The 23,288-nt window shown below is 36.1% G+C and carries 27 protein-coding genes, 1 other RNA gene and 1 riboswitch; of the genes, 5 read left to right on the top strand and 23 right to left on the bottom strand.

From position 1 onward, the window contains the following. Nucleotides 1-42: 42 nt before the first annotated feature. The gene (locus tag BAU23_RS29665; RefSeq protein ID WP_071733701.1) at nt 43-300 is read right to left on the bottom strand and encodes a hypothetical protein; all 258 of its coding nucleotides are present in this window, start codon (nt 298-300) and stop codon (nt 43-45) included. Nucleotides 301-400: 100 nt separating this feature from the next. Between BAU23_RS29665 and BAU23_RS05225 the strand changes: the two genes are divergently transcribed. Beyond that, on the top strand, nt 401-1,564 hold the full coding sequence (locus tag BAU23_RS05225) for a DUF418 domain-containing protein (protein ID WP_000193100.1): 1,164 nt from the start codon (nt 401-403) through the stop codon (nt 1,562-1,564). Nucleotides 1,565-1,579: 15 nt separating this feature from the next. Here the strand turns inward: BAU23_RS05225 and pbuX are convergent, their stop codons facing one another. The 13 genes from pbuX to BAU23_RS05160 all read right to left on the bottom strand — a co-directional run bounded on the left by pbuX (nt 1,580) and on the right by BAU23_RS05160 (nt 13,219). After that, complete coding sequence (gene pbuX / locus BAU23_RS05220; protein ID WP_000809237.1) at nt 1,580-2,902, bottom strand: xanthine permease PbuX; 1,323 nt, start codon at nt 2,900-2,902, stop codon at nt 1,580-1,582. Nucleotides 2,903-2,904: 2 nt separating this feature from the next. Continuing rightward, nucleotides 2,905-3,498: a xanthine phosphoribosyltransferase gene (locus BAU23_RS05215; protein ID WP_000866479.1), complete on the bottom strand. Its 594-nt coding sequence runs from the start codon at nt 3,496-3,498 to the stop codon at nt 2,905-2,907. A 107-nt stretch (nt 3,499-3,605) separates the two neighbouring features. Beyond that, a riboswitch (purine riboswitch) is annotated at nt 3,606-3,707 on the bottom strand. A gap of 117 nt (nt 3,708-3,824) precedes the next feature. Continuing rightward, nucleotides 3,825-4,571: a type I methionyl aminopeptidase gene (locus tag BAU23_RS05210; protein WP_071733700.1), complete on the bottom strand. Its 747-nt coding sequence runs from the start codon at nt 4,569-4,571 to the stop codon at nt 3,825-3,827. A gap of 159 nt (nt 4,572-4,730) precedes the next feature. After that, nucleotides 4,731-5,204 carry a GNAT family N-acetyltransferase gene (locus BAU23_RS05205; protein WP_000540537.1) on the bottom strand — a complete coding sequence of 158 codons (474 nt, stop codon included), beginning with the start codon at nt 5,202-5,204 and terminating at the stop codon, nt 4,731-4,733. Between the two features lie 48 nt (nt 5,205-5,252). Next, nucleotides 5,253-6,770 (bottom strand): carboxypeptidase, encoded by a 1,518-nt coding sequence (ypwA, locus tag BAU23_RS05200; protein ID WP_016129034.1) that lies wholly within the window; start codon nt 6,768-6,770, stop codon nt 5,253-5,255. Nucleotides 6,771-6,871: 101 nt separating this feature from the next. Then, complete coding sequence (locus tag BAU23_RS05195; RefSeq protein ID WP_000493719.1) at nt 6,872-8,809, bottom strand: ATP-dependent DNA helicase; 1,938 nt, start codon at nt 8,807-8,809, stop codon at nt 6,872-6,874. A 138-nt stretch (nt 8,810-8,947) separates the two neighbouring features. Beyond that, nucleotides 8,948-9,130: a DUF3921 domain-containing protein gene (locus tag BAU23_RS05190; protein WP_000376894.1), complete on the bottom strand. Its 183-nt coding sequence runs from the start codon at nt 9,128-9,130 to the stop codon at nt 8,948-8,950. A gap of 61 nt (nt 9,131-9,191) precedes the next feature. Beyond that, nucleotides 9,192-10,331 carry a THUMP domain-containing class I SAM-dependent RNA methyltransferase gene (locus tag BAU23_RS05185; RefSeq protein ID WP_000521237.1) on the bottom strand — a complete coding sequence of 380 codons (1,140 nt, stop codon included), beginning with the start codon at nt 10,329-10,331 and terminating at the stop codon, nt 9,192-9,194. A gap of 180 nt (nt 10,332-10,511) precedes the next feature. Beyond that, nucleotides 10,512-10,903, bottom strand: an RNA gene (gene rnpB / locus BAU23_RS05180) — RNase P RNA component class B. Nucleotides 10,904-10,990: 87 nt separating this feature from the next. Then, nucleotides 10,991-11,326, bottom strand: coding sequence for a cell division regulator GpsB (gene gpsB, locus BAU23_RS05175; RefSeq protein WP_000622428.1), 336 nt, complete (start codon nt 11,324-11,326; stop codon nt 10,991-10,993). Nucleotides 11,327-11,423: 97 nt separating this feature from the next. Next, nucleotides 11,424-11,978 (bottom strand): SLOG family protein, encoded by a 555-nt coding sequence (locus BAU23_RS05170; RefSeq protein ID WP_000869386.1) that lies wholly within the window; start codon nt 11,976-11,978, stop codon nt 11,424-11,426. 56 nt (nt 11,979-12,034) lie between these two features. After that, entirely contained in the window at nt 12,035-12,463 is a 429-nt protein-coding gene (locus BAU23_RS05165) for a CotD family spore coat protein (protein WP_016129033.1), read from the bottom strand. A 153-nt stretch (nt 12,464-12,616) separates the two neighbouring features. Then, nucleotides 12,617-13,219, bottom strand: a complete 603-nt coding sequence (locus BAU23_RS05160) for a YppG family protein (RefSeq protein ID WP_071733698.1) — start codon at nt 13,217-13,219, stop codon at nt 12,617-12,619. A gap of 177 nt (nt 13,220-13,396) precedes the next feature. Here BAU23_RS05160 and BAU23_RS05155 point away from each other — a divergent pair, with 177 nt between their 5' ends. Beyond that, a complete protein-coding gene (locus tag BAU23_RS05155) occupies nt 13,397-13,588 on the top strand; it encodes a YppF family protein (protein ID WP_000242654.1) in 192 nt (63 codons plus the stop codon). Nucleotides 13,589-13,615: 27 nt separating this feature from the next. On the opposite strand, the gene BAU23_RS05150 is transcribed toward BAU23_RS05155, so the two are convergent. Next, nucleotides 13,616-13,960, bottom strand: a complete 345-nt coding sequence (locus BAU23_RS05150) for a YppE family protein (protein ID WP_016129031.1) — start codon at nt 13,958-13,960, stop codon at nt 13,616-13,618. A 15-nt stretch (nt 13,961-13,975) separates the two neighbouring features. Continuing rightward, complete coding sequence (locus BAU23_RS05145) at nt 13,976-14,218, bottom strand: hypothetical protein (protein ID WP_001252038.1); 243 nt, start codon at nt 14,216-14,218, stop codon at nt 13,976-13,978. 85 nt (nt 14,219-14,303) lie between these two features. On the opposite strand from BAU23_RS05145, the gene BAU23_RS30890 reads away from it, so the two are divergent. Then, nucleotides 14,304-14,483 (top strand): phage portal protein, encoded by a 180-nt coding sequence (locus BAU23_RS30890; protein ID WP_079999100.1) that lies wholly within the window; start codon nt 14,304-14,306, stop codon nt 14,481-14,483. A gap of 301 nt (nt 14,484-14,784) precedes the next feature. Here BAU23_RS30890 and BAU23_RS05140 read toward each other — a convergent pair whose 3' ends face one another. Then, nucleotides 14,785-15,810, bottom strand: a complete 1,026-nt coding sequence (locus BAU23_RS05140; protein ID WP_071733696.1) for a DUF2515 domain-containing protein — start codon at nt 15,808-15,810, stop codon at nt 14,785-14,787. A 102-nt stretch (nt 15,811-15,912) separates the two neighbouring features. Here BAU23_RS05140 and recU point away from each other — a divergent pair, with 102 nt between their 5' ends. Together recU and BAU23_RS05130 are read left to right on the top strand one after the other, a co-directional pair. Next, nucleotides 15,913-16,515 carry a Holliday junction resolvase RecU gene (gene recU / locus BAU23_RS05135; protein ID WP_000155584.1) on the top strand — a complete coding sequence of 201 codons (603 nt, stop codon included), beginning with the start codon at nt 15,913-15,915 and terminating at the stop codon, nt 16,513-16,515. A 66-nt stretch (nt 16,516-16,581) separates the two neighbouring features. Beyond that, nucleotides 16,582-19,332: a penicillin-binding protein 1A gene (locus tag BAU23_RS05130; protein WP_071733694.1), complete on the top strand. Its 2,751-nt coding sequence runs from the start codon at nt 16,582-16,584 to the stop codon at nt 19,330-19,332. 23 nt (nt 19,333-19,355) lie between these two features. Here BAU23_RS05130 and BAU23_RS05125 read toward each other — a convergent pair whose 3' ends face one another. The 6 genes from BAU23_RS05125 to BAU23_RS05100 form a co-directional block, all read right to left on the bottom strand. After that, nucleotides 19,356-19,874, bottom strand: a complete 519-nt coding sequence (locus BAU23_RS05125) for a YpoC family protein (protein ID WP_071733692.1) — start codon at nt 19,872-19,874, stop codon at nt 19,356-19,358. 3 nt (nt 19,875-19,877) lie between these two features. Then, nucleotides 19,878-20,525: an endonuclease III gene (gene nth / locus BAU23_RS05120; protein WP_000933020.1), complete on the bottom strand. Its 648-nt coding sequence runs from the start codon at nt 20,523-20,525 to the stop codon at nt 19,878-19,880. Between the two features lie 15 nt (nt 20,526-20,540). Next, on the bottom strand, nt 20,541-21,248 hold the full coding sequence (gene dnaD, locus BAU23_RS05115; RefSeq protein WP_000728546.1) for a DNA replication protein DnaD: 708 nt from the start codon (nt 21,246-21,248) through the stop codon (nt 20,541-20,543). 121 nt (nt 21,249-21,369) lie between these two features. Next, nucleotides 21,370-22,557, bottom strand: a complete 1,188-nt coding sequence (gene aspB / locus BAU23_RS05110) for an aspartate transaminase AspB (RefSeq protein WP_000761541.1) — start codon at nt 22,555-22,557, stop codon at nt 21,370-21,372. A gap of 18 nt (nt 22,558-22,575) precedes the next feature. Beyond that, complete coding sequence (locus BAU23_RS05105; protein ID WP_000758748.1) at nt 22,576-23,079, bottom strand: cell wall elongation regulator TseB-like domain-containing protein; 504 nt, start codon at nt 23,077-23,079, stop codon at nt 22,576-22,578. Between the two features lie 7 nt (nt 23,080-23,086). Further along, nucleotides 23,087-23,257, bottom strand: coding sequence for a YpmA family protein (locus tag BAU23_RS05100; RefSeq protein ID WP_000358352.1), 171 nt, complete (start codon nt 23,255-23,257; stop codon nt 23,087-23,089). Nucleotides 23,258-23,288 lie beyond the last annotated feature (31 nt).

Below are 23,288 nucleotides of genomic sequence, written 5' to 3'. Positions count from 1 at the left end.
TTCATTCTTTTTACAAACGAAAGGGATTTTATGTAATATTATTCATTTTGTTGTTCCTACTCCATTTAATACATACTTTGTAACACCAAAATATATAGCAATCGTTCCTGCAACAAGTGCATACACCATATTAACACACCAACCTTTTTTGATAATGATTATCACTTTTAAATACATTTTATCATTAAAGAGAATCATTATCAACAAATTTCTAAAAAAGAAAGCTCCTTCGGGAAAAGGAGCTCTACTGCCTGTTTTAAAGAAGTTTAAAACTTGCTGTGCACTCTTATTATATCTCATAATACACAACTTAACAGCTTTAAAAATTGGAAATTGCCTATATACCCTCCTCTTTACATTTTGTATAATAAAAGGGAATTACTTAACAAGGAGGAAAATAATGACACAAAATATTTCACAAGGCGAGAGGATACATTCCATCGATATTATTAGAGGAATAGCTGTACTAGGTATTTTTCTTGTTAACTGGCCTGTTATCGCTGGGATTGACTCACGTGATCTTTCAGGAGTTTATGAGGGGCTAGATAGCTATATCCGTCTATTTTACGATATGTTTATTCAAACCAAATTTTATACAATTTTTTCGTTTTTATTCGGCCTAGGCTTTTACATTTTTATGACTCGTGCTGAAGCGAAAACAGATCGCCCAAAAACTTTATTTGTTCGTCGCTTACTTATTTTATTATTATTTGGTTTCTTACATTACGTTCTTTTATGGGACGGAGACATTTTACATACTTATGCAATCGCTGGATTTTTCTTATTTTTATTTTATAAGAGAGAACCTCGTACCATTTTAATATGGGCAATCGTTTTATTAAGTATTTTTCAGTTTTTCATGCTAATCGCTAGTATAGTGGTTGCCTTAGTACCAAAGGCAGAGTTAGGGTTTTCCTTACCGATCATGCCACTTGAAGACTTTGTGTCACAAATACAAAATCGTTTCCATGCATTTTATTCTGAAGGAATTGGACTAAACGCATTCATGCTCCCAGAAACAGTTGGACTATTTTTACTTGGTTTATACGCCGGCAAAAAAGATATTTTCCGCCGCACGAAAGAGTTAGATCCAAAGCTTAAAAAATGGCAAATCATTATGTTCATTTTGACATTACCAATGTGGTTCTTCATGGTCCGTTACTTCTTATCAAAACCATCTTATGAACCATTTTATATGCAGGCCTTTACAATGTTTAGTGGAAAAACATTATTCATATTCTATATTTTCACGCTCATGCGTTTATTACAAAAAGAAAGATGGCAAACATTATTACGTCCGTTCCAATATGTCGGACGAATGGCGTTAACAAATTACATCACGCATACGATTGTTACGTTACTTGTATTCGGCCTATTTTTCAAAAATTATTATCCCGCTCCATTATGGGTGGGACCACTATTTTGCATCGGCTTTTATACGTTACAAATCTTTATTAGCCGCTGGTGGCTTTCACGTTACCAATATGGGCCACTTGAATACATTTGGCGCCTTGGTACGTACGGTAAGATGATGCCACTTAAAAAGAAAAGCAAGGTCTCATAATGAGACCTTGCTTTTTTACGCTTCTCTTACTGCACTTTGCATAGACACTGGCTCTTCTTTTACTTTCACTTTACGCTGCGGCACCATATTAAATACGATATTTAAAAGTACTGCTGACGCACTTCCAAGTACAATTCCGTTATCCGTTAAAATACGAATATTTTCAGGAAGCTGTGAGAATAACGTTGGAACAACTGTAACTCCAAGTCCGATTCCGACAGAACATGCGACAATTAATAAATTTTCTTGTTTTCCAAAATCAACGCTACTTAACATTTTAATACCATATGCCATAACCATACCGAACATTGCTAGCATTGCACCGCCAAGTACTGATTTCGGAATAATTGTTGTGATAGCTGCGATTTTTGGAATGAACCCAAGAACTATTAACATACCACCGCAAGTATAAATAATAACGCGATTTCTTACTCCAGTTAATTGAACAAGTCCTACGTTTTGAGAGTAAGTTGTATATGGAAATGCGTTAAAAATTCCACCTAAAACCATTGCTAATCCTTCTGCACGATAACCTTTTGTTAATTCTTTTTCACCGATCTTTTTATTACAAATATCAGATAATGCAAAATATACACCTGTTGCTTCTACAATCCCTACGCAAGCAACGAGAATCATTGTAATAATTGGTGTTAATTCAAATGTTGGTGTACCGAAGTAAAATGGCTGAATACCATGGAACCAATCTGCCTCTCCAACCGCTTGCAAGCTTACTTTCCCCATAAATGCCGCAGCAATTGTACCGAACAACAGACCAAGTAATATAGAGATTGAACGGATAAATCCGTCAAAGAAACGATAGATAATGATGATAAATAATAAAACTCCAAATGCTAAAGCTAAATTTTCAAGACTTCCGAAATCTTTGCTGCCTACTCCTCCAGCCATATCATTAATAGCTGCTGGAACAAGTGTAACCCCAATGACTGTAACAACAGATCCTGTTACTACAGGAGGAAATAGTTTTACAAGTTTCCCAAATAATTTCGCGAAAATAACAACAAATAATCCCGCAGCAATAATTGCCCCATATATGGAAGACACACCGTATTGTTTACCAATTGCAATCATCGGCCCAACCGCTGTAAATGTACAACCAAGTACAACCGGAAGTCCAATACCGAAAAAGCGATTTGATAATGCTTGTAAAATCGTTGCAACGCCGCACATTAATAAGTCAATCGATACTAAATACGTTAATTCTTGTTGATTTAAACCAAGTCCTCCGCCGACAATAAGAGGAACAATAATTGCGCCAGCATACATGGCAAGCATGTGCTGCATACCAAGCGATGCTATTTTAAATGGGTGCTGCTTCATTGTTAATTCACCTCCGCAGTTTCTTGCTGTACAAATGTAACTGTGCCGTTATCAAGTGATGCAATTTCTGCTAGTGATTCAACACGAACACCCTGTTCACGCAGCTTCTTTCCTCCATCTTGAAATGCTTTTTCAATAACAATGCCAATTCCCGCAATACTTGCACCAGCTTGCTCTACTAAACTCATTAATCCTAAAGCAGCCTGGCCGTTTGCTAAAAAGTCATCAATGATTAACACACGATCATTTTCATCGATATGATTTCGAGATAATGAAATCTCGTTCGTTTCTTGTTTTGTAAATGAATATACTTTCGCCACATACATATTATCTTGTAACGTTAACGATTTACGTTTTCTTGCAAAGATTACTTTTACACCAAGCTCTAATGCAGCCATAACTGCTGGTGCAATGCCTGAAGATTCAATCGTCACGATTTTTGTAATGTTCTCTTCTTTAAAACGCTTAGCAAATTCTTTTCCGATCTCTTGCATAAGTACTGGGTCAATTTGATGATTTAAAAATGCATCTACCTTTAATACGTCACCAGATAAAACCTTTCCTTCGTTCAAAATCTTTTCTTGTAATACTTTCATGTTTGTTCCCCCTCTTATGCAATAAAAAACTCCAAAAGCCGCCACCACTCGTTACAAGTGAGAGACGCGCTTTTGGAGTTTCGCAAAAAAAGAATGCTAAACAAGCAAATATATTCGTCCTCACTCATAGTCAAAGTATTTACGGTACTTCGGTAGAAACTTGCAGGCCATATCCCCGCGATTATATGAGTGTAGCTAACTATTTATTTTATAGAAGGATTATAACGCACTTTTTATAATTTGGAAAGTATTTATTTTAAAAAACACGTACAAATTTTACAAAAACACTATTTTCGTTCGAGTTTTGCAAACTCTTACATTCTCTATTATAGCTTCGTTAAAATGACCGGCCCATCTTTTGTAATCGCAATTGTATGCTCATATTGAGCTGATAATTTACCGTCCATCGTTCTTGCAGTCCATCCGTTTAAATCAACTTTAGAATATCGCATACCTACATTTACAATCGGCTCAATCGTAATTACCATTCCCTCTTGTAGCTCAGGCCCTTGTCCTTGCTTCCCAAAATGAAAAATTGCTGGTTCTTCATGAATCTCTTTACCAATTCCATGTCCCGTAAAATCTCTTGCGACAGAAAAACCTTCAGCATTTGCATAACTTTCAATGGCATAGCCAATATCTCCTACATGGTTACCGATTACCGCCTGATCAATCCCTTTATACAAAGCATTCTCAGCTACTAACAATAACCTTTCTGCTTCATTAGAAATATCGCCAACTGTATACGTCCATGCAGAATCTGAAAGCGCACCATTTAAGTTTACTACCATGTCAATTTTCACAATATCGCCTTTAGTTAAAGGAACATCTGCCGGAAACCCATGACACATTTCATCGTTTACAGATGCACATATTGCATATGGATACCCGTTGTAACCTTTCTGCTCAGATGTTGCACCATGCTTTTCTAAATACGCTTCAGCAAACGTCTCAATTTCTTGTGTCGTTATTCCTGGTTTTATCATTTTTCCAATTTCTCTATGACATGAAGCAAGTAATTTCCCAGATTCATGCATCAAATCTATTTCATTTTTCGTTTTAATTGTAATCATACTATCTCTACCTCTCCTTACTAAACTTGCTATTTACTACTAAACTTCAATCATACACATCCTCTTCCAAAATTTCAAAACCTCCAATTACAGCGAGCACAAAAACAAACATCATTTATTGCTACATCAAAATAAAAAACAGAAGTTCTCCTCTGTTTTTTAATCATTTTTACATATATAATTCATTTTCAAAAACTCAAAACAACTACCATTTGTTTTCTGTATAAACGTTCCAACCGCTTCAAATCCCGCTCTTTTATACACTTTAATTGCTCTTTCATTAAATGTCGCTACTGATAGTGTTATATAGTTACAACCATATTTTTCTTCACTAAAATCTAGTCCAGCTTTTACGAACTTTAAACCGAATCCATTTCCAGTTATATTAGGTCTCATTCCTAGTCCGATATCAACCGTTCGAGTATTCATTCTGCAAAAGCTAAAAAAGCCAATAAGAGTACCATTTTCCTTCACAGCAAATGTGTCGTCCCCTCTACTCTCATCATGTAAAAATTCAGCTAAATCTTCTTGATCTGCCTCTATGTCATAAAAAGAATACTTCCCTTCATAATGCCAGTTGTACGCAATTTCTTCCGCTTCCGTTTGCGACATTACTGTAAATATATAGCCCATTTCTCTCACTCCCTCATAAAAAAGAGCTGCAATTAAGCAGCTCCTGTTTTATAACTCATAAATCTCTTTATATTTAGCTTCTAAATAATCAGCTAAGTAGTTTGCATTTAGCCCTTCACCTGTTACATCTTTTAAAATTTCAAGCGGCTTTTTCGTTTTACCATATTGGTGAATATTTTCTGTTAACCATTCACGAATTGGTGTTACGTTTCCTTCTTCTAATAATGCATCAAAGTTCGGAATGTCTTTTATCATCCTTTCCTTAAATTGCGCTGCATACATATAACCAAGCGCATAAGATGGGAAGTATCCAAATGAACCACCAGCCCAGTGAACATCTTGCAATACACCTTGTGCATCGTTTTCTGGACGAATTCCTAAATATGCTTCCATCTTATCATTCCAAGCCGCTGGCAAATCCTTCACTTGTAATGTACCGTCAAACAATTCTTTCTCAAGTTCATAACGAACCATGACGTGAAGCGGATATGTAAGCTCATCTGCTTCTATACGAATGAACGATGGCTTCGATTCGTTAATCGCATCATAAAACTCATCTACTGATATACCATTGAATTGACCATCGCTATACTCTTTTAATAAATCATAATTTTTCTTCCAGAATGATTTATTACGACCGATAAAGTTCTCAAAGAATAATGATTGTGACTCATGAATACCCATAGATGTTCCACTACATAGCGGTGTACCTTCAAATTTCTCTGCAATATTTTGCTCATATACAGCATGACCACATTCATGAATTGTTCCAAACACTGCCATACGGAAATCTTTTTCGTCATAGCGTGTCGTAATACGAACATCCCCTCTATTTAATGTAATCTCAAATGGATGTACCGTTTCATCAAGACGACCTGCTTCAAAGTCATAATTCAATTGCTTTAATAGCTCTAATGTAAAGTTTTTTTGTTGTTCTTTTGAAAAATGTTCTGATAAAGCACTTGTCTTTAATCTCTTTTGCGACTCCGATATTTCTTTTACGAGCGGAACGATACGCTCACGTAGTTGACCAAATACGTGATCTAACACTTCTACTGTAATACCCGGCTCATACATATCTAATAATGTATTGTATTTATATGTTTCGTAACCCCAATATGTAATAAATTTCTTTTTAAATTCAACTATTTGTTCTAAATACGGACGGAACATTTCGAAATCAGATTTTTCGCGAGCTTCTTCCCACACACTCTCCGCTTTCGCTTCTAATTTCACATACGCTTCATATTCCGCTTGTGGAATTTTCTTATTTCTATCATATTCTTTACGACACTCTTCAACCATTTTCGTTGTCGTTTCAGAAAGTTTGTCTTCACGTATTAAAGCTTCAAGCTCTGTTAAATAGTTCCCCATCTCATCTGAAGTCGACATGGCAAACACTTCTGATGAAAGCATACCAATTACTTCTGAACGCTGGTCTACACCTTTTTTAGGCGCACCTGTTCTCAAGTCCCAAAACATTAAGCTTAATGCTTCTCCGTAATTCTGTATCTTCTTCACATATGTTAAAAATTGTTTTTCTACTTCATATGTAGCTACCGTCATCGTATAAAAACCTCCCTTTTCTACCTCAAACTTAATTCGACATGGAAATCTAAATTCCTTTTATAATAGAAAAAAAGCTTGGCAAGCGCCAAGCTTTCTCCTTATAATTCTTTACCTTCTACTGGTAGTACGTTTTTCACCGCTTCTACCACTTTCTCATCTTCTGTATCAGATAAGAAGATTGATATAGCACCTTTATCGTCGCTCGTACGAATTAAACGGCCAATCCCTTGACGAAGACGTAAAATCATATATGGTACATCTACATCCCAGAATGGATCATTTACATGTTTACGCTTCGCTTCAAACACAGGATCGTTTGGAGGGAATGGTAATGACCAAATAATAACGTGCGATAATGATGAGCCAGGAATATCTAAACCTTCCCATAAATGAACGGCACAAAGTACAGTCTCTTCTTCATTTTGGAAACGAGAAACGAGCTGACTAATTTCTTGATCCCCTTCATATAGGAATGGAACCGACATTTGCTCTTTACTTACATATTCTTTAAACGCTGCAAGCTCTTGTGTTGTACGGAATAATACAAGTGTACGTCCATTTGTTTTCTGTATATTTTCAAGTGTATATTGACACTTTCTTTCCCATTCATTTTCTTTCGTATGCGATAATAAGTTTACTGCCATTTGCTCCTCATAATCAAACGGTGAGGCAACTGAGAATGATAAGTAATCTTTTACCCCTAGGCTATTTGCTGTAAATGCGAATGAATCGTTGTTAGATAATGTAGCAGAAGAGAAAATATACGGAATCTTCTTTGAGAATACTTTTTCTTGTAACACTTCTTCAACTGCACGCGGCATAATAACTAACGTGAAGGCTCCATCACCTTCTTCACCCCATGTAATTACATTTTTCTCGTGCATGAACAGACGAAGTGAATGTTCTAACACATCTAAATGTTCATCTACGATATTTAAGTCGTATGTGTTTACTGTATGCATTTCACTTTCAAATACTAATGCGTCACCGACTTCACCGATTTTTGCGTAAAGTCTATTCGCCTCTGCAGTTACCTTTTCTGTCACAGTAATTTCTAAACGATCAGAACCGGCAATTTCCTTTTTATTCTCTTGTAACACATCAAAGAATCGCTCTGTTTGCCAAATTGTTTCTTCCACTAAATGTGCAAACTCTTCGCGAATATCGTTTTGTAACAATCTCGTTAAAAGTTGCTCCATCATCGTTTGCTTTAAACGATACGTTAAAGCTTTTTGAGCTGCATATTCTACAAGATGTCCTTCATCGAATACAACACAGCTACTTTCAGGTAGTAATGGAATTTGTCCTTCACGTTTACGAGCATCGTACGTCCAAATATGATCCATATAGAAGTCTTGAGAGCAAATGATTAAATCTGCCGCTTTACGATAATGTTCACGAGAAAGAGTTTGTCCACAACGATGACGAGAATCACAAGTGAAGCAATCTTGGAAGTAATCCCAATTTACTTTTGACCATTCCTCATCATTTAAAAGTGGAAACTCTTTTCTGTCACCATAGTGAGTAAAGTTTTGCATCGTACCATGATCAAATACAAACTGTGGTAATTCATAATATACGTCTTCAATTACTTCTGGAGCACGCCCACTCATAACATCTTCTAGTTTTCGTAAACATAAATAATTATCCATTGATTTCGCAAGTCTTACATCAACAGATAGTCCTAATGCTTCAGATAACTTAGCAATGTCCCCTTCTTCTTTCACAAGCTGCTCAATTAACGTTTCGTCTGCACAAGCGATAATAGCTGGCTTCCCAGTATAACGTGCATAACAAATTGCATATAGAAGATATACAATTGTTTTCCCTGTTCCTACTCCCGCTTCTGCGAACATAACTTTTTTCTCTTGGAAAGCACGCTCTAACTGAAACGCCATAAAAATTTGTTCATCACGCTCTTCAAAGCCTTTTTCCGGAAGGATGTCGTAAAACACATCGCCAATCCACTCATTCAACTTATCATAAAAATTGTCTTGTTTTCCTACTTCAAATGGTAATCTCTTCTCAGTAAACATCCTTAGCCTCCAACCAAACAGTTTTTCTATAAAAAGATATAACAGCTGCTACACATATGTATACAGCTACTTTCCCCTGTTGCAATACATAGAAATACACGAAAAAAAATTTCCCTTTCGAAAAAGGAAAATTTTCTTCTATATTAATGACTTTAAATACCGTTTATCAATCGCTGTTTCATGTGAAAGAGCTGATAAATATTCTTCCTGCGCTTTTTGTATTTCATCTACAATTACGCCATGACTATCCACTTCTTTTCCGAGCTCATCATACGTACGGTGAATAGCTTTTTGAATCATCGATAATTGGAAACTATCCATATCACTTCCTCCTTTACGCATTACATAATAGCCAGTATATGCGCGCTGGAGGAGTTTTATACTATGAATTACGCGGTGGACGTTTTCCGAAGTATTGGTAGTAATCTGTACGGATAAATCCGTTAAACAGTTTACGCTTTTTCGATGCATCTTTTCCGTAACACTTCTCAAATGCCTCATAACTTGTTAATAAATACATTGACCACGTATCTAATGGGCGGAATACCTCTCCCATTTCTTTATATAATTTTTCAACAAGCGCTCTTTCACTTAAACGTTCTCCGTATGGAGGATTCGTTACAACATAGCCATAATCCTCTTTTGTCGTGAAATCTTTTACTTGCATTTGTTTAAATGATATAAGATCCCCTAATCCAACTTCTTCTGCGTTATCTTGAGCAACTCGAATCATACGATGGTCAATATCAGATCCAATGATTTGCAATGGTTGATTATAATTTGCTAAATCTTCAGCTTCTTGACGAGCTTCACGCCAATTTTGTTTACCAACCCAGCCCCATTCATCCGATGCAAAGCCTCGGTTAAATCCTGGTGCGATATTTTGTCCAATTAACGCAGCTTCAATTGGAATTGTTCCAGATCCACAGAAAGGATCAACGAAAGGACGATCTGGCTTCCAGTTTGTTAACTTAATTAAAGACGCAGCTAATGTTTCTTTTAAAGGAGCTTCCCCTTGATCCATACGGTATCCACGTTTATGAAGTCCAACACCACTTGCATCAATTGTTAATGTTGCAATATCCTTGAGCATTGCGATCTCAATACGGAATAACGGACCATCTTCTTCAAACCAAGTTGTACGTTTATATGTTGTTTTTAATTTTTCAACGACAGCTTTTTTAACGATACGTTGGCAATCTGAAACACTGAACAACTCAGATTTTAACGATTTACCAATTACAGGGAACTCTCCGTTCTCTGGAATATAATCTCCCCAGTTTAATGCTTTCGTTTTTTCAAACAGCTCATCAAATGTTGTCGCTTTGAATTCGCCAACTTTAATTTTCACACGGTCCGCAGTACGTAACCATAAGTTCGTGCGACAAATCGCCTTTTCATCTGCTTCAAATGTTACTTTGCTGTTTTCCACTTGGCATTCATAACCAAGATCACGAACTTCTCGGGCAACTAACGATTCAATACCCATTGCCGCTGTTGCAATTAAGGTAACTTTTCCCATTTGCATTCACCTCTTATGTATAGTTAAACAATAATTAATAGCAATTTGTCCTATTAATCATTACATTTTACGAAGAATTATCTCATTAACCATTTTAACTCATAATTTATAACTTCATACAAATAAAAAGCCCTCCTCTAACAAAGGAGAGCTGAGTTATTTCATAGTTGGTTCATAACGTTCTGTAAGCCATGTTCTGTTCCTTTGTACTGCAAACGGCCCACGCCTCGTACTCCGGTGGCAATCATCTATCTACAGGTTATGAAAACCTGTCCTTTTCCGTCGTTCATTTCCTTGGAAAAGATTCCCCTACCATTATTTGGGTTTCTCGCTCGTGGGGTTTACCTCGTTCCACTCCTATCATTTCTTCAAGGACTTCGTCACTGTGGCACTTTAAAGGTAGTCAAACCATATCCGAAAGGACTTAGGTTTTTTCCCTGCCGTTAAACCAGCTTCACAGCCAGAATACCCTAGCTTATGACTTGGCTAGGCACGAACACTACGACCATCTCAGGTCGTGCGAGCATGGACTTTCCTCTACAACGTTGGCGTTGCAGCGATTACCCAAACGTTATGACAAACATTAGTATAGTGGAAACAAAAAGATTTTGCAATGTTTTTTTCTATGTAAACTACTTTAACCTTTTTGTTACCCTAATTTATTCGTATAACTTACTTCCAAATACAGCTTTTTCTAAATTAGATAGACGTTTTAAAATATCCGTATTCGTATTGTTATATACTGGTTGTGCAACTGGTGTTTGTACTGGTTGTTGCGGAACTTGTGTTGCCGCTACTTTCTGCTCTTCTAATTCACGTTTTAAACGAACATTTTGTTGTTTTAATTGATCAAATTCCTTATGAAAGGCTTCATAATCTTTAATAATCATATCAAGAAACTTATCTACTTCTTCTTGTTGATAACCTCTCATACCTGTTTTAAATTCTTTTTCTAAAATATCTTTCGCTGTTAATTTAATTTTATCCGAAATCATTTTCTTCACCTCAAATTTTTGCCAAAGCTTTCATTAACTAAATTTTTTCAGAAACAATGCCTTTTGTCAATCAAATATGCAAGTACAATATTACATATTAATCTGCATTATTCCACTGTTCCTCTTCCATTATATCTTGTAAATCAGAAAAAAGAATGAAATAACTGTGATAATTTTCTATTTCTCCTTTTTTCTTAGCCGCTTCTACTATATATTTAGGGCTCCCAGGCTTTTCTTCATCATATACAGCTAAAAGTGCATCGCTTTTTGCAATAAAAAATTGATTCTTTAATTTAAATTGCTCTGGGCTTTCGTACTTCCGTTTCGTAATACTATCAATGTGATCTGCTTGCGAAAGAATAAATTCGTAATATTCACGGTTATCTTCCTTCCAATTTTCTTCTTGTTCTAAAAAAGGAGTAAATACCGCTAATTTTAAATCTGGATATTCTACTTGAATCTCAAAAACAACTTCAGCAGCCCATAATTCAACTCCTAACTGGCCGCTAATAATAACCCACTCCAAACCATCTTCTACAAAAGCAGTTAACTTACGATGAAGCGCCTTTTTTATACATTCTACTCCTGGATGATCATTTTTAAATATTCCAAGTTCAAATGGCTTATATCCTGTTACAGCAACGACTTTCATATCAACACTCCAATTACAAAAAAAGAACTAGCATTTCGCTAGTTCTAACATATCATTTACTTTTTAAACATTCCACCAACGTTTGGTCCTACATTCGGTCCAAATGGTGATACATTCGGTCCTGGTCCAAATGGTGACACATTCGGTCCTGGTCCAAACGGTGATACATTTGGTCCTGGTCCAAATGGAGATATTTGATGTCCATGGTGTCCATGGTGTCCATGACCACATGGTCCACATCCGCCACCAAATCCTGGATCACCAGGGTCTACAACATTTACGTTCGAGTTTGTTTGTGGGAAGAAGTTTTGATTTTTAATTTGTTGATGATGTACGTGTGTTGTATGTGTTGGGAAAATGTGTGGCACCACCGTTGTTGAAAAAGAATGTGTTACGCATTGCTTAGTCGGATGAATGACAGGAGCAGTTGTACAAATAGGTCCTACAGGCTTATGCCCTCCAAAACAAGGATGACAATGATGCATAGTTTTTCTCTCCTCTCTCATAAAGAAAATCTGATTACTCTTTACAATATGAGAAAAGAGGTAAAGCCGTTTGTTATATACACCCATTTATTTCATAGAAATTTGACTATTGCCCTACTTCATACATAATACTGTTATAGATACCCCCCACTATTATTTACCAAAAAAACCTCCAACTTGTTTCACAATACCCGTCACTTGATTCATCGCATTCATCATTTGTCCAGCTGTGTTCATCATTTTATTTACATCATAGTTGCCATCTGATGTTTTAAATTGGGAAACAAAGCTCGAAAATTGACTCGGTTGCTGTTGTTGCTTTTGTTTATTCATAGTTGGATACGGTTGTTTTGGTGGATAAAACATCGCTTGTTGATTTCCATAGGGAGATGGTGGCGGCATATAATATTGCGAATTGATATAAGGTTGTTGTTGATTCATGTAGGGTTGTTGTGGTTGTGGTTGCTGCTGTTGTTGATTCATGTAGGGTTGTTGTGATTGTGGCTGCTGCTGTTGATCCATGTAGGGTTGTTGTGATTGTGGCTGCTGTTGTTGATTCATGTAGGGTTGTTGTGATTGTGGCTGCTGTTGTTGATTCCCAAACGACACTTCAAATGGTTGATAATAATTTTGGTTCCCATAATGAGGCTCGAAAGGATACATATTATATCGTAAATATGTATCCTCATTATATTGGTACATATTTTGCTGTGCATATGGATTTGTTTGCTGATATACATTAGGTTGTTGAAACATGCATACTCTCCTCCTTCACATAAGTTTCTACATATAGAATATGTACCTATAAAATAAAATGTGTGACGGAGTATCTGTCTGTTTTTGTCGGAAGTTTAAATTTTTAAAAAAATTAGAAAGTAAACCCTTCCATGCTATGATAATAAGGAAGAAGATTCTCATGGGGGAGGAATCAACATGGTATTAGGGGATTTAAAACAAGCGTTTTCTCAAAAAAAGGGGTACTGTACAGAAAGTTCAAATGAACTACTAGACTTTGCGAGACATTGTTATCTCGAAGGAAAAATATGCATCTCAGATTACCGAACATTAATACGCGAATTAGAAATAAACGGCGCAACAAAACCTACAACAGCGACAGAAGCCTAAAAAAACAAGAGGGTTTTCCCCCTCTTGTTACTTACATTGATCTACGATATTTTGCAAAGTATACGAAATAGCTTGATGAGTTTCAAAGAAACGTTTACCTTTTCCCTTATTAACAAAACATTGTAGCACATTAGTTTGTAAATTCTCATACACTTGATCGATTTGTTGCACATGTATATACTTAGGCCGCTCTTCCTTTATCCATATATAAGCTAATTCTTTCCACACCTCTAACTCCGTATCTACCATATCAACAAATGGCTTCATATCCTTATAAAAATCATATTCATCCATTTCTCTTTTTTTTACATTGGCTTCATCATTATACTGCATTAACTTCTCCGAAGACTGGATTAATCCTTCATATTTCATTTTATTCCCACCTTATTATGCACTGACTACGACGTTTTGAAATGTCTTTACCCAGCTCCCTTTTTCTTCGTGATGCACTAATTTATTTTCCATATGCTCGATATGCATTTCTGTTATTTCTATCTTATTGCATATTTTTTCAACTTTATCCTTCAATGCGTGATTCATTCTAATCCCAATATTCATTTCCAGCAAATCGAGAGAACTTAACATTTGATCCATTTTTTTCATAACATCTTCCTTCTGAACCATCGCCATATTTAAAACGCCCCCTTCTTTGCCTTTCCTTTGTCATGTAATTTCGCCGATTGATTAGTTACTCCTGCTCACATGACAAAACTAGTTGATATTCGTCAAAGAAATCATTTTGTATGCCATTTTTAGAAATGGTAACAATACAAAAAGGAGGTGTATTACGATGGCAAAAAATAAAAATGAAAAAAAGAAAAAACAAAACAAACAACAAAACAAACCTGAGACTGGTAATCCAAAGCTTGATGGTCCAAATTTCCCCGCTACATAAAGTGAAACTTTAATCAGTGAGTGTTTTGTTCATCCCCACTGATTATTAGCCTTCACCAATCGAGCGTTTACGGACAGCAGGGCTTCCACCTAACTTCTTTGCTCCAGCCGAATTTTGAGGTGGGAGTTTTACCGCCCACAAATAGCTAATTTCCATTCTAACCTTCCCTATTTGCTTTCGATAAGTGCTGAGATTAAAGTCGTACTGCCAGCAAATAGCGAAGTAAAAAGTAATTTGTTGAAAAACATATTACTTTCAATCAAGAAGCCCCGCCTTCATATAGGAAGGCGGGACTTCTTGATTATATCATGAACTCATCTATTCTTTTAACAAAACTACTTAATATAGAAAGAGTATGAATTTGCTCCCTCTTCATCCTATACCATTCTGTTATATTAATTCCTCCCTTTGGTTTTTCAAGTACAAATAACGACTCCACTTCCATCCCTTCACTAAACCAATCTTTTTCAATTAATTTTTCGTGAGCGACAATAGCGTACACATCTCTAAGGGCCGGTGTACTTGATTTTCTAATCTCTCTTATATTGCATTCATAATCCATCCTTGATCCCGTATGCCTAGTTTGCAATGCAAACTTATAAAAAGAATCTTTATACTTTGAATGAAATAATAACCAAGCTAACTTCTTCCCAAGTTCTATACGTTTTTGTAACGTTTCAAATTGACAAACTGAAAACCCATACATTCTCCCTTCCATCATTGGAAAAACAACTGCACTAATGTGAAGTATTTCTTGAAATTTGAACACTGCCGTATCAAATACATGTTTTTGAAAGTATGTATTCTCGATTACTGGTTTTTGAATTTTATTTTGTTCATTAATAATAAGTGCCGTCATAAGCCTATTGATATCTTTTTTCTCCCAGAAATATGACCATTCTTTTTCCATAAAAATTGATATGTTGAAAAATTGTAACAAATGAAAGAGCGGCTCACATCGCCTTTTACTTTCTTCATACAGTAATAGTTGAGGAAATGCATCTAAGAAAATGAGCCAATTGGCTTTCTCATAACATAGAAATAATCGCCTCTTAACTGTTTGGGACAGAAGATTAGAATAATATTCTCCTTCTAAATCTGTCATATTCCATCCCCCATTCCTTGAGACCATACTTGCTAAAAAAGACCATCGGATTTCTTTATTTCTCAAATAATATTCTTGGTAAGATTGTGTACGTGAAATGTTATCCACGTTAGCTACATCCGTTCTCTCCTTAATATTAAGAACCATAGCTTTCTCCTCTTCTGTACACAAAATATCATTACGGTTTTGTATAATTTTTTCGTAATCGTTCCAGCTAAACATGAATAAGTACCATACCTTTCTTGAAAAAGGTCACATCTTTTTTCATTTTTTGATATAATCACCTTTGTAAGTAATTCTTAACAAGTTGGGAGTGGACACAATATGACCATTCGTTACCCAAATGGAAAAAGGTACGATCAAGCTTCACAACCTCATAAGACACCAATAAAAAAACATACTTACAGTAATAGAGGTATGTCCCTTGAAGAGGAATTGAATGAAACCAATCAATATTACTTAACCCATAATATTGCATGCGTACATAAAAAACCTACACCTCTTCAAATTGTAAAAGTAGATTACCCCGCTCGAAGTGCTGCAGTGGTAAAAGAAGCGTATTTCAAACAACCTTCTACAACAGATTACAACGGTGTATACAAAGGGAAATACATCGATTTTGAAGCGAAAGAAACTAAAAATAAAACCAGTTTTCCACTTCAAAACTTCCACCTTCATCAAATTGAACATATGAAGCAAGTAGTCGCTCATAATGGAATTGCATTTGTTATTATTAAATTTACACTTTTTGATGAATTTTATTTATTAGATGCAAAACATATTATTGCATTTTGGAATCGTCAAAATACTGGTGGACGTAAATCGATTACAAAACAAGAAATAGAAGAGCATGGGTCTTTATTATCATGCGGTTATCACCCTCGAATTGATTATATCCGCGTACTAGACACGGTTTATTTTTCGTGATAGAGTCATCACTAAGGCTCTTTTTTCGACTTTTGGGGGAGAGAATGAAAGGTAGGAGAAAGTATAATGTCAGATAATTATCGTTCTCGTACAGAACGAAATCATGTAAAAAATCAAACGAAAGAAACTCATAAAGAAGAAAAGCCAAAGAAAAAAGGTTCCTTTTTTAAGAAATTCCTTATAGGTTGTCTACTTCTTGGTATCGTCGGCCTCGTAGCTGGCGTTTCGGCTTTCTTTGTTATGGTAAAGGACGCTCCGAAATTAGACAAATCAAAACTTGTCAATCCTTTATCAACAAAATTCCTTGATAAAAACGGGAATTTCTTCTATGAATACGGTGCTGAAAAACGAACCCATGTTACTTACGATCAAATTCCCAAAGTAATTGAAAGTGCATTCCTTGCGACTGAGGATGCTCGCTTCTATAAGCATGATGGAATTGATTTTAAACGTACTGGAATGGCAATTATGGAAAATGTCACTGGTGGCTTTGGCTCACAAGGTGGTAGTACGATTACACAGCAAGTAGTTAAAAACTATTTTCTAACGATGGACAAAACTGCAAAGAGAAAAGTGCAGGAATGGTACTTATCTTATAAGTTAGAGCAACAGTACTCAAAACATGAAATTTTAGAAATGTACTTAAATAAGATTAACTTAGGTAATCGCTCTTATGGTATTTCAACAGCTGCAAAAAAATATTATGGTAAAGATTTAAAAGACATACAATTACATGAAGCTGCGATGCTCGCTGGTTTACCCCAAGGTCCTAACATTTATGATCCAACAAAAGAAGAAAACGTTGAGCGAGCAACGAAACGTCGTAATATCGTATTATCTTTAATGAATCGACACGGGTATATAACGAAACAAGAAATGAATGACGCAATGCAAATCCCTGTAACACAAGGACTTCTTCCATCTTCAGAAGTGACTGAAATGAAGTACCAAGCATTTTTAGATGCGGTTGTAAAAGAAGTGGAAAAAGAATATCCGGATGTAAATATCGGTTCAGATGGTTTAACGATTCATACAACACTTGATCAAGATGCTCAAGATTATGCTGAAAAAATTATGGATGGCAATCTTATTAAGTATCCAAACGATCAATTCCAAGGATCATTCGTATTTATGGATACACAATCTGGAGAAGTTCGAGCAATTGGAGCTGGGCGTAAAGAAAGTAAGTCTACTTTCAAAGGTCATAATATGGCCACTGATTTAAAACGCCAAGTCGGTTCCACAATGAAACCAATTTTCGACTATGGTCCGGCAATTGAGAATTTACAATGGTCTACATACCATCAATTAAATGACTCAGAGTATACGTATTCCAATGGTAAAAAAATACGAAATGCAACAAATAGTTATAAAGGTGACGTTTCACTACGTGAAGCACTGAAAAAATCATTAAACATTCCGGCTTTAAAAACAGCTCAAGCGGTTGGTCTTCCTAAGTCACAAGCGTTTTCTGAAGGCTTGGGCATGACATTTAAAGACGGCAAAACATTTGAATCAACAGCAATTGGTAGTAACGATAGTTCTCCATTACAAGTAGCTGGGGCGTATGCCGCATTTGGCAATGACGGTGTGTATAATAAGCCTCACTTCGTAAAAGAAGTCATCTTCCCAGACGGGAAAAAGAAAAACTTTAAACCGAAAGAACAACGTGCAATGCACGACTATACAGCTTACATGGTGACTGACGTTCTTCGTGACGTAGTAAAACCTGGTTCTGGTGGTACAGGTCCAACAGCATACGTTTCAGGTATTGACGTAGCAGGTAAAACAGGTACACAAAACTTTGACGAAGACGTTATAAAAGAATACGGTATTCCAGCTGATGCAAACAGAGATAGCTGGTTCGCTGGATATACACCGCAATATACAATGGCAGTATGGACTGGTTACGAAAAAAATGGCCCAGAAAACTACATTAGTGATCGTTATACTAGAATTGCACAGCAAATGTTCCAAGTAATGATGAGCAAATTCGCTACAGATAACTCTCGTTTTGAACGTCCTTCTTCTGTTCAAGAAATAAACGGAGAGTTATATGTAAAAGGTGCGAAGAAAGATGCAATTAAACAAATTAAAGTAGATCCACCTAGTGGTCTTAATGTAGCTTTCGATGGAGCTAGCACAGTGACACTGAACTGGTCTGGACCATCATCAAATGTTGATGCATACGCAGCAAGCTATAAAGCTACTGACGGTTCTAGTGGTAGCTTGTCAGTAAGCGGTACGACTGCTACTCTTGGTGGTATTAAACCAGGTGTTACTTACAGCTTCTCTGTAGTAGCGAAAAAGGGGACTGGAACAAGTCCTGCAATTGGCGCATCATTCACTGCGCCTGGCGGAACTCCAGATGCAAAAAAAGTTGAAGAAGAGGCTAAGAAGGCTGATGAAGAGGCCCAGAAAAAAGCCAATGAAGATAAACTAAAACAAGAAGAAGCTAAGAAAAAAGCTGATGAAGATCAGCGTAAACAACAAGAGCAGCAGCAACAGCAACAACAACAGCAGCAAGAACAACAACGTAAACAGCAAGAAGAAGCTCAAAAGAAAGCTGCTGAAGAAGAGGCTAAGAAGAAGGCTGACGAAGAAGCTAAGAAAAAAGCTGACGAAGAAGCTAAGAAAAAAGCTGACGAAGAAGCTAAGAAAAAAGCTGAAGAAGAAGCTAAGAAAAAAGCTGAAGAAGAAGCTAAGAGAAAAGCTGAAGAAGAAGCTAGAAAAAAAGCTGAAGAAGAACAGCACCAACAGAATACCGGAGGAGATACACCTCACGCAGACGGAGATGTTGTTACATCAGAGTCTTAATAACAAAAAAGAAGTCCTTACTCTTAACGAGAAAAGGACTTCTTTTTTGTTATCATTTTCTTAACATGTAGCTTTTCTATTTCAATATACAGCTGTGCTAATTGAATATATGAATGATAATTACTCGGTTTCTTTATAATAAATGAGTATCTTTCTACAAAATTAACAGGTTGTGCTTCCAATTCATTCGTATTTACTTGCATCTCATTCAAACTATGAACAGGCTTCTCATTTAGCCAATATACAACCGATAGCAAGTGTGCTGCAAAAAGAATCATCGGGTACTCAGCTTCTTGTTTTTTTCGGTTTCGAAATAGTGTCGCAATTTCTTTATGCCTGCTTTTCCATACATTTAACACTGCCGGAATACTTGTTTCAATTTCATTCCACGGCTCATATTGTCTTTCAATATCAAATATAAAGTAAGTATTTTGTATTATTTCTTCAAAAGACTGGTCTGTATTATACGTAATCGAATTTGCATTCTTTTTAAAAAATGGTACGTACCGAAACTCTTTCGGTATCTCTATAACTCGCTCCATCCTTTATTTCCCCTTCATTCGTTTCTTTCCTTCACGACATATTTCTAGTAATCGACACTCTTCACATTGTGGTCGCTGCGCCTTACAGTAATAACGTCCAAAGAAAATCATACGGTGGTGTGTAACTCCCCACTCATCCATTGGAATTTTCTTCATCAATGTCTTTTCCACTTCTAACACAGAATCTTTCCATCTACAAATTGCTAACCGCTTACTCACTCTCTCTACATGCGTATCAACAGCAATCGCTGGAATTCCAAATGCTACCGAAACAACTACATTCGCTGTCTTTCTCCCTACTCCTGGTAATTTCGTCAGCTCGTCACGGTCTTCTGGAACTTTCCCGTTATAATCATCTAGTAACATCCGGCACAATTTTTGAATATTTTTCGCCTTATTTCTAAACAATCCAATGGAACGTATATCTTGTTGTAATTCTTCTAAAGACACACTTAAATAATCTTCTGGTGTTTTATATTTTTGAAATAAGTTTTTCGTCACTTTATTCACAAGTGCATCTGTGCATTGTGCAGATAATGCCACTGCGATTACAAGTTCAAATGGATTATCATGAATTAATTCACAATGCGCTTCTGGATACATATCCGCCATTGTATCTAAACAATAACGAATTTGCGTTTTGTTCAACATATCTTTCCTCCTACACTACTGCTCCAACCAATTATAAAAAGGCACTTTCCCAGTAAATTTCGTCTCTTGTTTTGTCGTTTGTTGTGTGCGTTGTTGATTCGCTCTAAATTTCTGGCCTTGATTTTGCGCTTGATCTACCGTTTTAATTCCGTTCTTTTTCCACTCAAACAAAATACGATCAATATACCGGAAATTAAGTTTACCACTCATAACAGCTTCACGAAGAGCCGCTTGAATTAAATTCGGATGGTGTTGATCCTGATCTTCCCACATCCCTAATGTTTCACATTCAAATGGCGAAAGTGGTCTTCCGAATTCTTTTTCAAATACTGTATATAAATTTACTTGAATTTGTTTTTGTTCTTTTTGCTCTTCCTCTATAGATTCATTCATTAAAAAGTGCAATATTTTTTCCCACAGTGGTTGTAAAGAATAACTTTCACACATCATCGCTTCAGATCTTCGTCCACCTTCTAGTGCTAAAAAACCTTTTTGGATTAAAGTCTGAATCACTTCCATGCATTTCATTTCTGTTATCGTCATCCGTTCTGAAATCTCTGAAGGAGTCGGGAACGAATTACCTGATTCTAAAAATGTGTGTACATGAAGTACTACCATAAATTCCGTCTCATTTAAACCTAGCTTTTTATAATGCATCATAAGCAATTTAGGAATCGCTATGCTTCCCTGTTCAAACCATTGTAACATCATTTTCTTTTTCATCACCAAACACCTCGCTTTCTAGTATAACACACCTTTAGCCATTTCTTTTTGCCACAATTCGTCAAAAAAACCTCCCTATATATAGGGAGGTTTTTTGCCATTTACTACAAGAAACAGACGATTAAGCCTGTACTTTACTTTTCATGAACGTATGAATTCGTTCTAATGCTTTCTCAACTTGCTCAAGAGATGTCGCATACGATAATCGAACGTTATTTGGTGCACCAAATCCTGTACCTGGAACAAGAGCCACCTTTTCTTCTTCTAATAATGCTTTTGCCCACTCATCAACTGTATCATACCCAGCTAATGCTACGGCTTCTTTTACATTTGGGAATAAGTAAAAAGCACCTTGTGGCTTAATGCAAGTGAAACCAGGAATTTGAATTAATTTATCATAAATAATGTTCAATCTTTCTTCAAACGCTTGACGCATTGTTTCTACAGGTTCTTGTGAGCCTGCATACGCAGCAATTGCACCGTATTGAGCAATTGAAGTAGGGTTTGACGTACTATGACTCGCTAAGTTCGTCATCGCTTTAATAAGCTGCTTATTTCCTGCTGCATATCCAATACGCCAACCTGTCATAGAATGTGATTTAGATACACCATTAATAATAAGTGTTTGTTCTTTTAATGCATTAGAAAGCTGGGCAATTGAAGTATATTCCGCATCACCATAAATTAATTTTTCATAGATCTCATCTGAAACGATTAAGATATCATGCTCTAAACATACTTCTCCAAGCTGTTGCAATTCTTCTTTACTGTAAATCATCCCTGTTGGATTGCTCGGTGAATTAATAATAACTGCTTTCGTTTTCTCTGTAATTGCCCCACGCAGCTGCTTTGCTGTAATTTTGTACTCATTGCCTTCTAGACCTTCTACATAAACTGGCTTACCACCAGCAAGCTTTACTTGCTCAGGATAACTTACCCAATAAGGAGTTGGGATGATAACTTCATCTCCTTCATCAAGTAACACTTGGAATAATGTATATAATGCATGCTTAGCACCATTACATACAATAATTTCAGATGGATCATACGCAATTCCTTGATCACGAGTAAACTTCTTCACAATTTCTTGTTTTAACGCTTGTAATCCACCTGTTGGTGTATACTTCGTATGTCCTTCTAACATCGCTTTATGCGCAGCATCCATAATATGTTCTGGCGTATTAAAGTCAGGTTCTCCTGCTCCTAATGCAATTACATCATGACCTTCTGCTTTTAATGCTTGTGCCTTTGCTGTAATTTCTAAAGTTGCAGATGGTGTTAAAGCAGCTACTCGCTTTGCTAATTTCATTTGTAGTTCCCCCTACATCTATTTTTCAATGCTATATCGTCTTAAAAAGTTCCCATCTTTAAATTCAAGATAGTAGTAACTATAACGATTGTCATCATCAATATATGTAACTTCCCATAATGGTATATTGTTTTCAAAGCCTAATTTTGCTTTTAAAATTTCTTTCGGCTTACTTTTGGGTTCTTTACTTTCATCTCCGACTTGTTCAATCGTTCTTTGTAAAGCATCTTTTTCAGAAATACCTTCGCTCTTTTTCCTTACTATAGTTTCCCCTTTTTTCTCAGGCACCCAAACGATAAGTTGTTCTCCTTTTTCATCTGTACCTTGTACGACTGTATATGAAGATTCTCCGTTATAATAATCCACAGATTTTACCTTTGTAAGCTTTGCCTTTTCTTTTGCAATTTCTACAGATTTTGCCTCTTTAGGGATTTTCTTTTCCATTGCTTTATTATAAACATACGCCCCATATATTCCGCTAGCAACGATTACGATAACGATTGCAAAGATCCACTTTTTCATTGTATCACTACGTTCTGTAAATCGTAAATACAGCTGTTTCTTTATCTTTTTCGTCTAATGCTAATCCGAACATGAGGTCCTGCTCTTTTAACGTACGATTCAAACTATCAACGATTTTATACAAGTCAGACGAATATTTAATACGCGTCGTTGATAGGACTTCGATTTTCTTATCCATGAAAAAACTCCTCCGTTACACAAAAATTTCT

It is taken from the genome of Bacillus nitratireducens (genome assembly GCF_001884135.1).
In the GTDB taxonomy this organism is placed as follows: domain Bacteria; phylum Bacillota; class Bacilli; order Bacillales; family Bacillaceae_G; genus Bacillus_A; species Bacillus_A nitratireducens.
This window is presented reverse-complemented; position numbering and strand designations above follow the sequence as displayed.

Bases quoted from the DNA above. Each gene is read 5' to 3' on its own strand.
- BAU23_RS05155 (WP_000242654.1), top strand. From the start codon at position 13,397: ATGGTATTAGGGGATTTAAAACAAGCGTTTTCTCAAAAAAAGGGGTAC.
- BAU23_RS05165 (WP_016129033.1), bottom strand. From the start codon at position 12,463: ATGCATCATTGTCATCCTTGTTTTGGAGGGCATAAGCCTGTAGGACCT.
- BAU23_RS05130 (WP_071733694.1), top strand. From the start codon at position 16,582: ATGTCAGATAATTATCGTTCTCGTACAGAACGAAATCATGTAAAAAAT.
- BAU23_RS05150 (WP_016129031.1), bottom strand. From the start codon at position 13,960: ATGAAATATGAAGGATTAATCCAGTCTTCGGAGAAGTTAATGCAGTAT.
- BAU23_RS05100 (WP_000358352.1), bottom strand. From the start codon at position 23,257: ATGGATAAGAAAATCGAAGTCCTATCAACGACGCGTATTAAATATTCG.
- BAU23_RS05185 (WP_000521237.1), bottom strand. From the start codon at position 10,331: ATGGGAAAAGTTACCTTAATTGCAACAGCGGCAATGGGTATTGAATCG.
- BAU23_RS05160 (WP_071733698.1), bottom strand. From the start codon at position 13,219: ATGTTTCAACAACCTAATGTATATCAGCAAACAAATCCATATGCACAG.
- BAU23_RS29665 (WP_071733701.1), bottom strand. From the start codon at position 300: ATGAGATATAATAAGAGTGCACAGCAAGTTTTAAACTTCTTTAAAACA.
- aspB (WP_000761541.1), bottom strand. From the start codon at position 22,557: ATGAAATTAGCAAAGCGAGTAGCTGCTTTAACACCATCTGCAACTTTA.
- dnaD (WP_000728546.1), bottom strand. From the start codon at position 21,248: ATGAAAAAGAAAATGATGTTACAATGGTTTGAACAGGGAAGCATAGCG.
- BAU23_RS05125 (WP_071733692.1), bottom strand. From the start codon at position 19,874: ATGGAGCGAGTTATAGAGATACCGAAAGAGTTTCGGTACGTACCATTT.
- nth (WP_000933020.1), bottom strand. From the start codon at position 20,525: ATGTTGAACAAAACGCAAATTCGTTATTGTTTAGATACAATGGCGGAT.
- BAU23_RS05205 (WP_000540537.1), bottom strand. From the start codon at position 5,204: ATGGGCTATATATTTACAGTAATGTCGCAAACGGAAGCGGAAGAAATT.
- pbuX (WP_000809237.1), bottom strand. From the start codon at position 2,902: ATGAAGCAGCACCCATTTAAAATAGCATCGCTTGGTATGCAGCACATG.
- BAU23_RS05140 (WP_071733696.1), bottom strand. From the start codon at position 15,810: ATGTTTAGCTGGAACGATTACGAAAAAATTATACAAAACCGTAATGAT.
- gpsB (WP_000622428.1), bottom strand. From the start codon at position 11,326: ATGATTTCGGATAAAATTAAATTAACAGCGAAAGATATTTTAGAAAAA.
- BAU23_RS05190 (WP_000376894.1), bottom strand. From the start codon at position 9,130: ATGGATAGTTTCCAATTATCGATGATTCAAAAAGCTATTCACCGTACG.
- recU (WP_000155584.1), top strand. From the start codon at position 15,913: ATGACCATTCGTTACCCAAATGGAAAAAGGTACGATCAAGCTTCACAA.
- BAU23_RS05225 (WP_000193100.1), top strand. From the start codon at position 401: ATGACACAAAATATTTCACAAGGCGAGAGGATACATTCCATCGATATT.
- BAU23_RS05145 (WP_001252038.1), bottom strand. From the start codon at position 14,218: ATGGCGATGGTTCAGAAGGAAGATGTTATGAAAAAAATGGATCAAATG.
- ypwA (WP_016129034.1), bottom strand. From the start codon at position 6,770: ATGACGGTAGCTACATATGAAGTAGAAAAACAATTTTTAACATATGTG.
- BAU23_RS05195 (WP_000493719.1), bottom strand. From the start codon at position 8,809: ATGTTTACTGAGAAGAGATTACCATTTGAAGTAGGAAAACAAGACAAT.
- BAU23_RS05210 (WP_071733700.1), bottom strand. From the start codon at position 4,571: ATGATTACAATTAAAACGAAAAATGAAATAGATTTGATGCATGAATCT.
- BAU23_RS05105 (WP_000758748.1), bottom strand. From the start codon at position 23,079: ATGAAAAAGTGGATCTTTGCAATCGTTATCGTAATCGTTGCTAGCGGA.
- BAU23_RS05215 (WP_000866479.1), bottom strand. From the start codon at position 3,498: ATGAAAGTATTACAAGAAAAGATTTTGAACGAAGGAAAGGTTTTATCT.
- BAU23_RS05170 (WP_000869386.1), bottom strand. From the start codon at position 11,978: ATGAAAGTCGTTGCTGTAACAGGATATAAGCCATTTGAACTTGGAATA.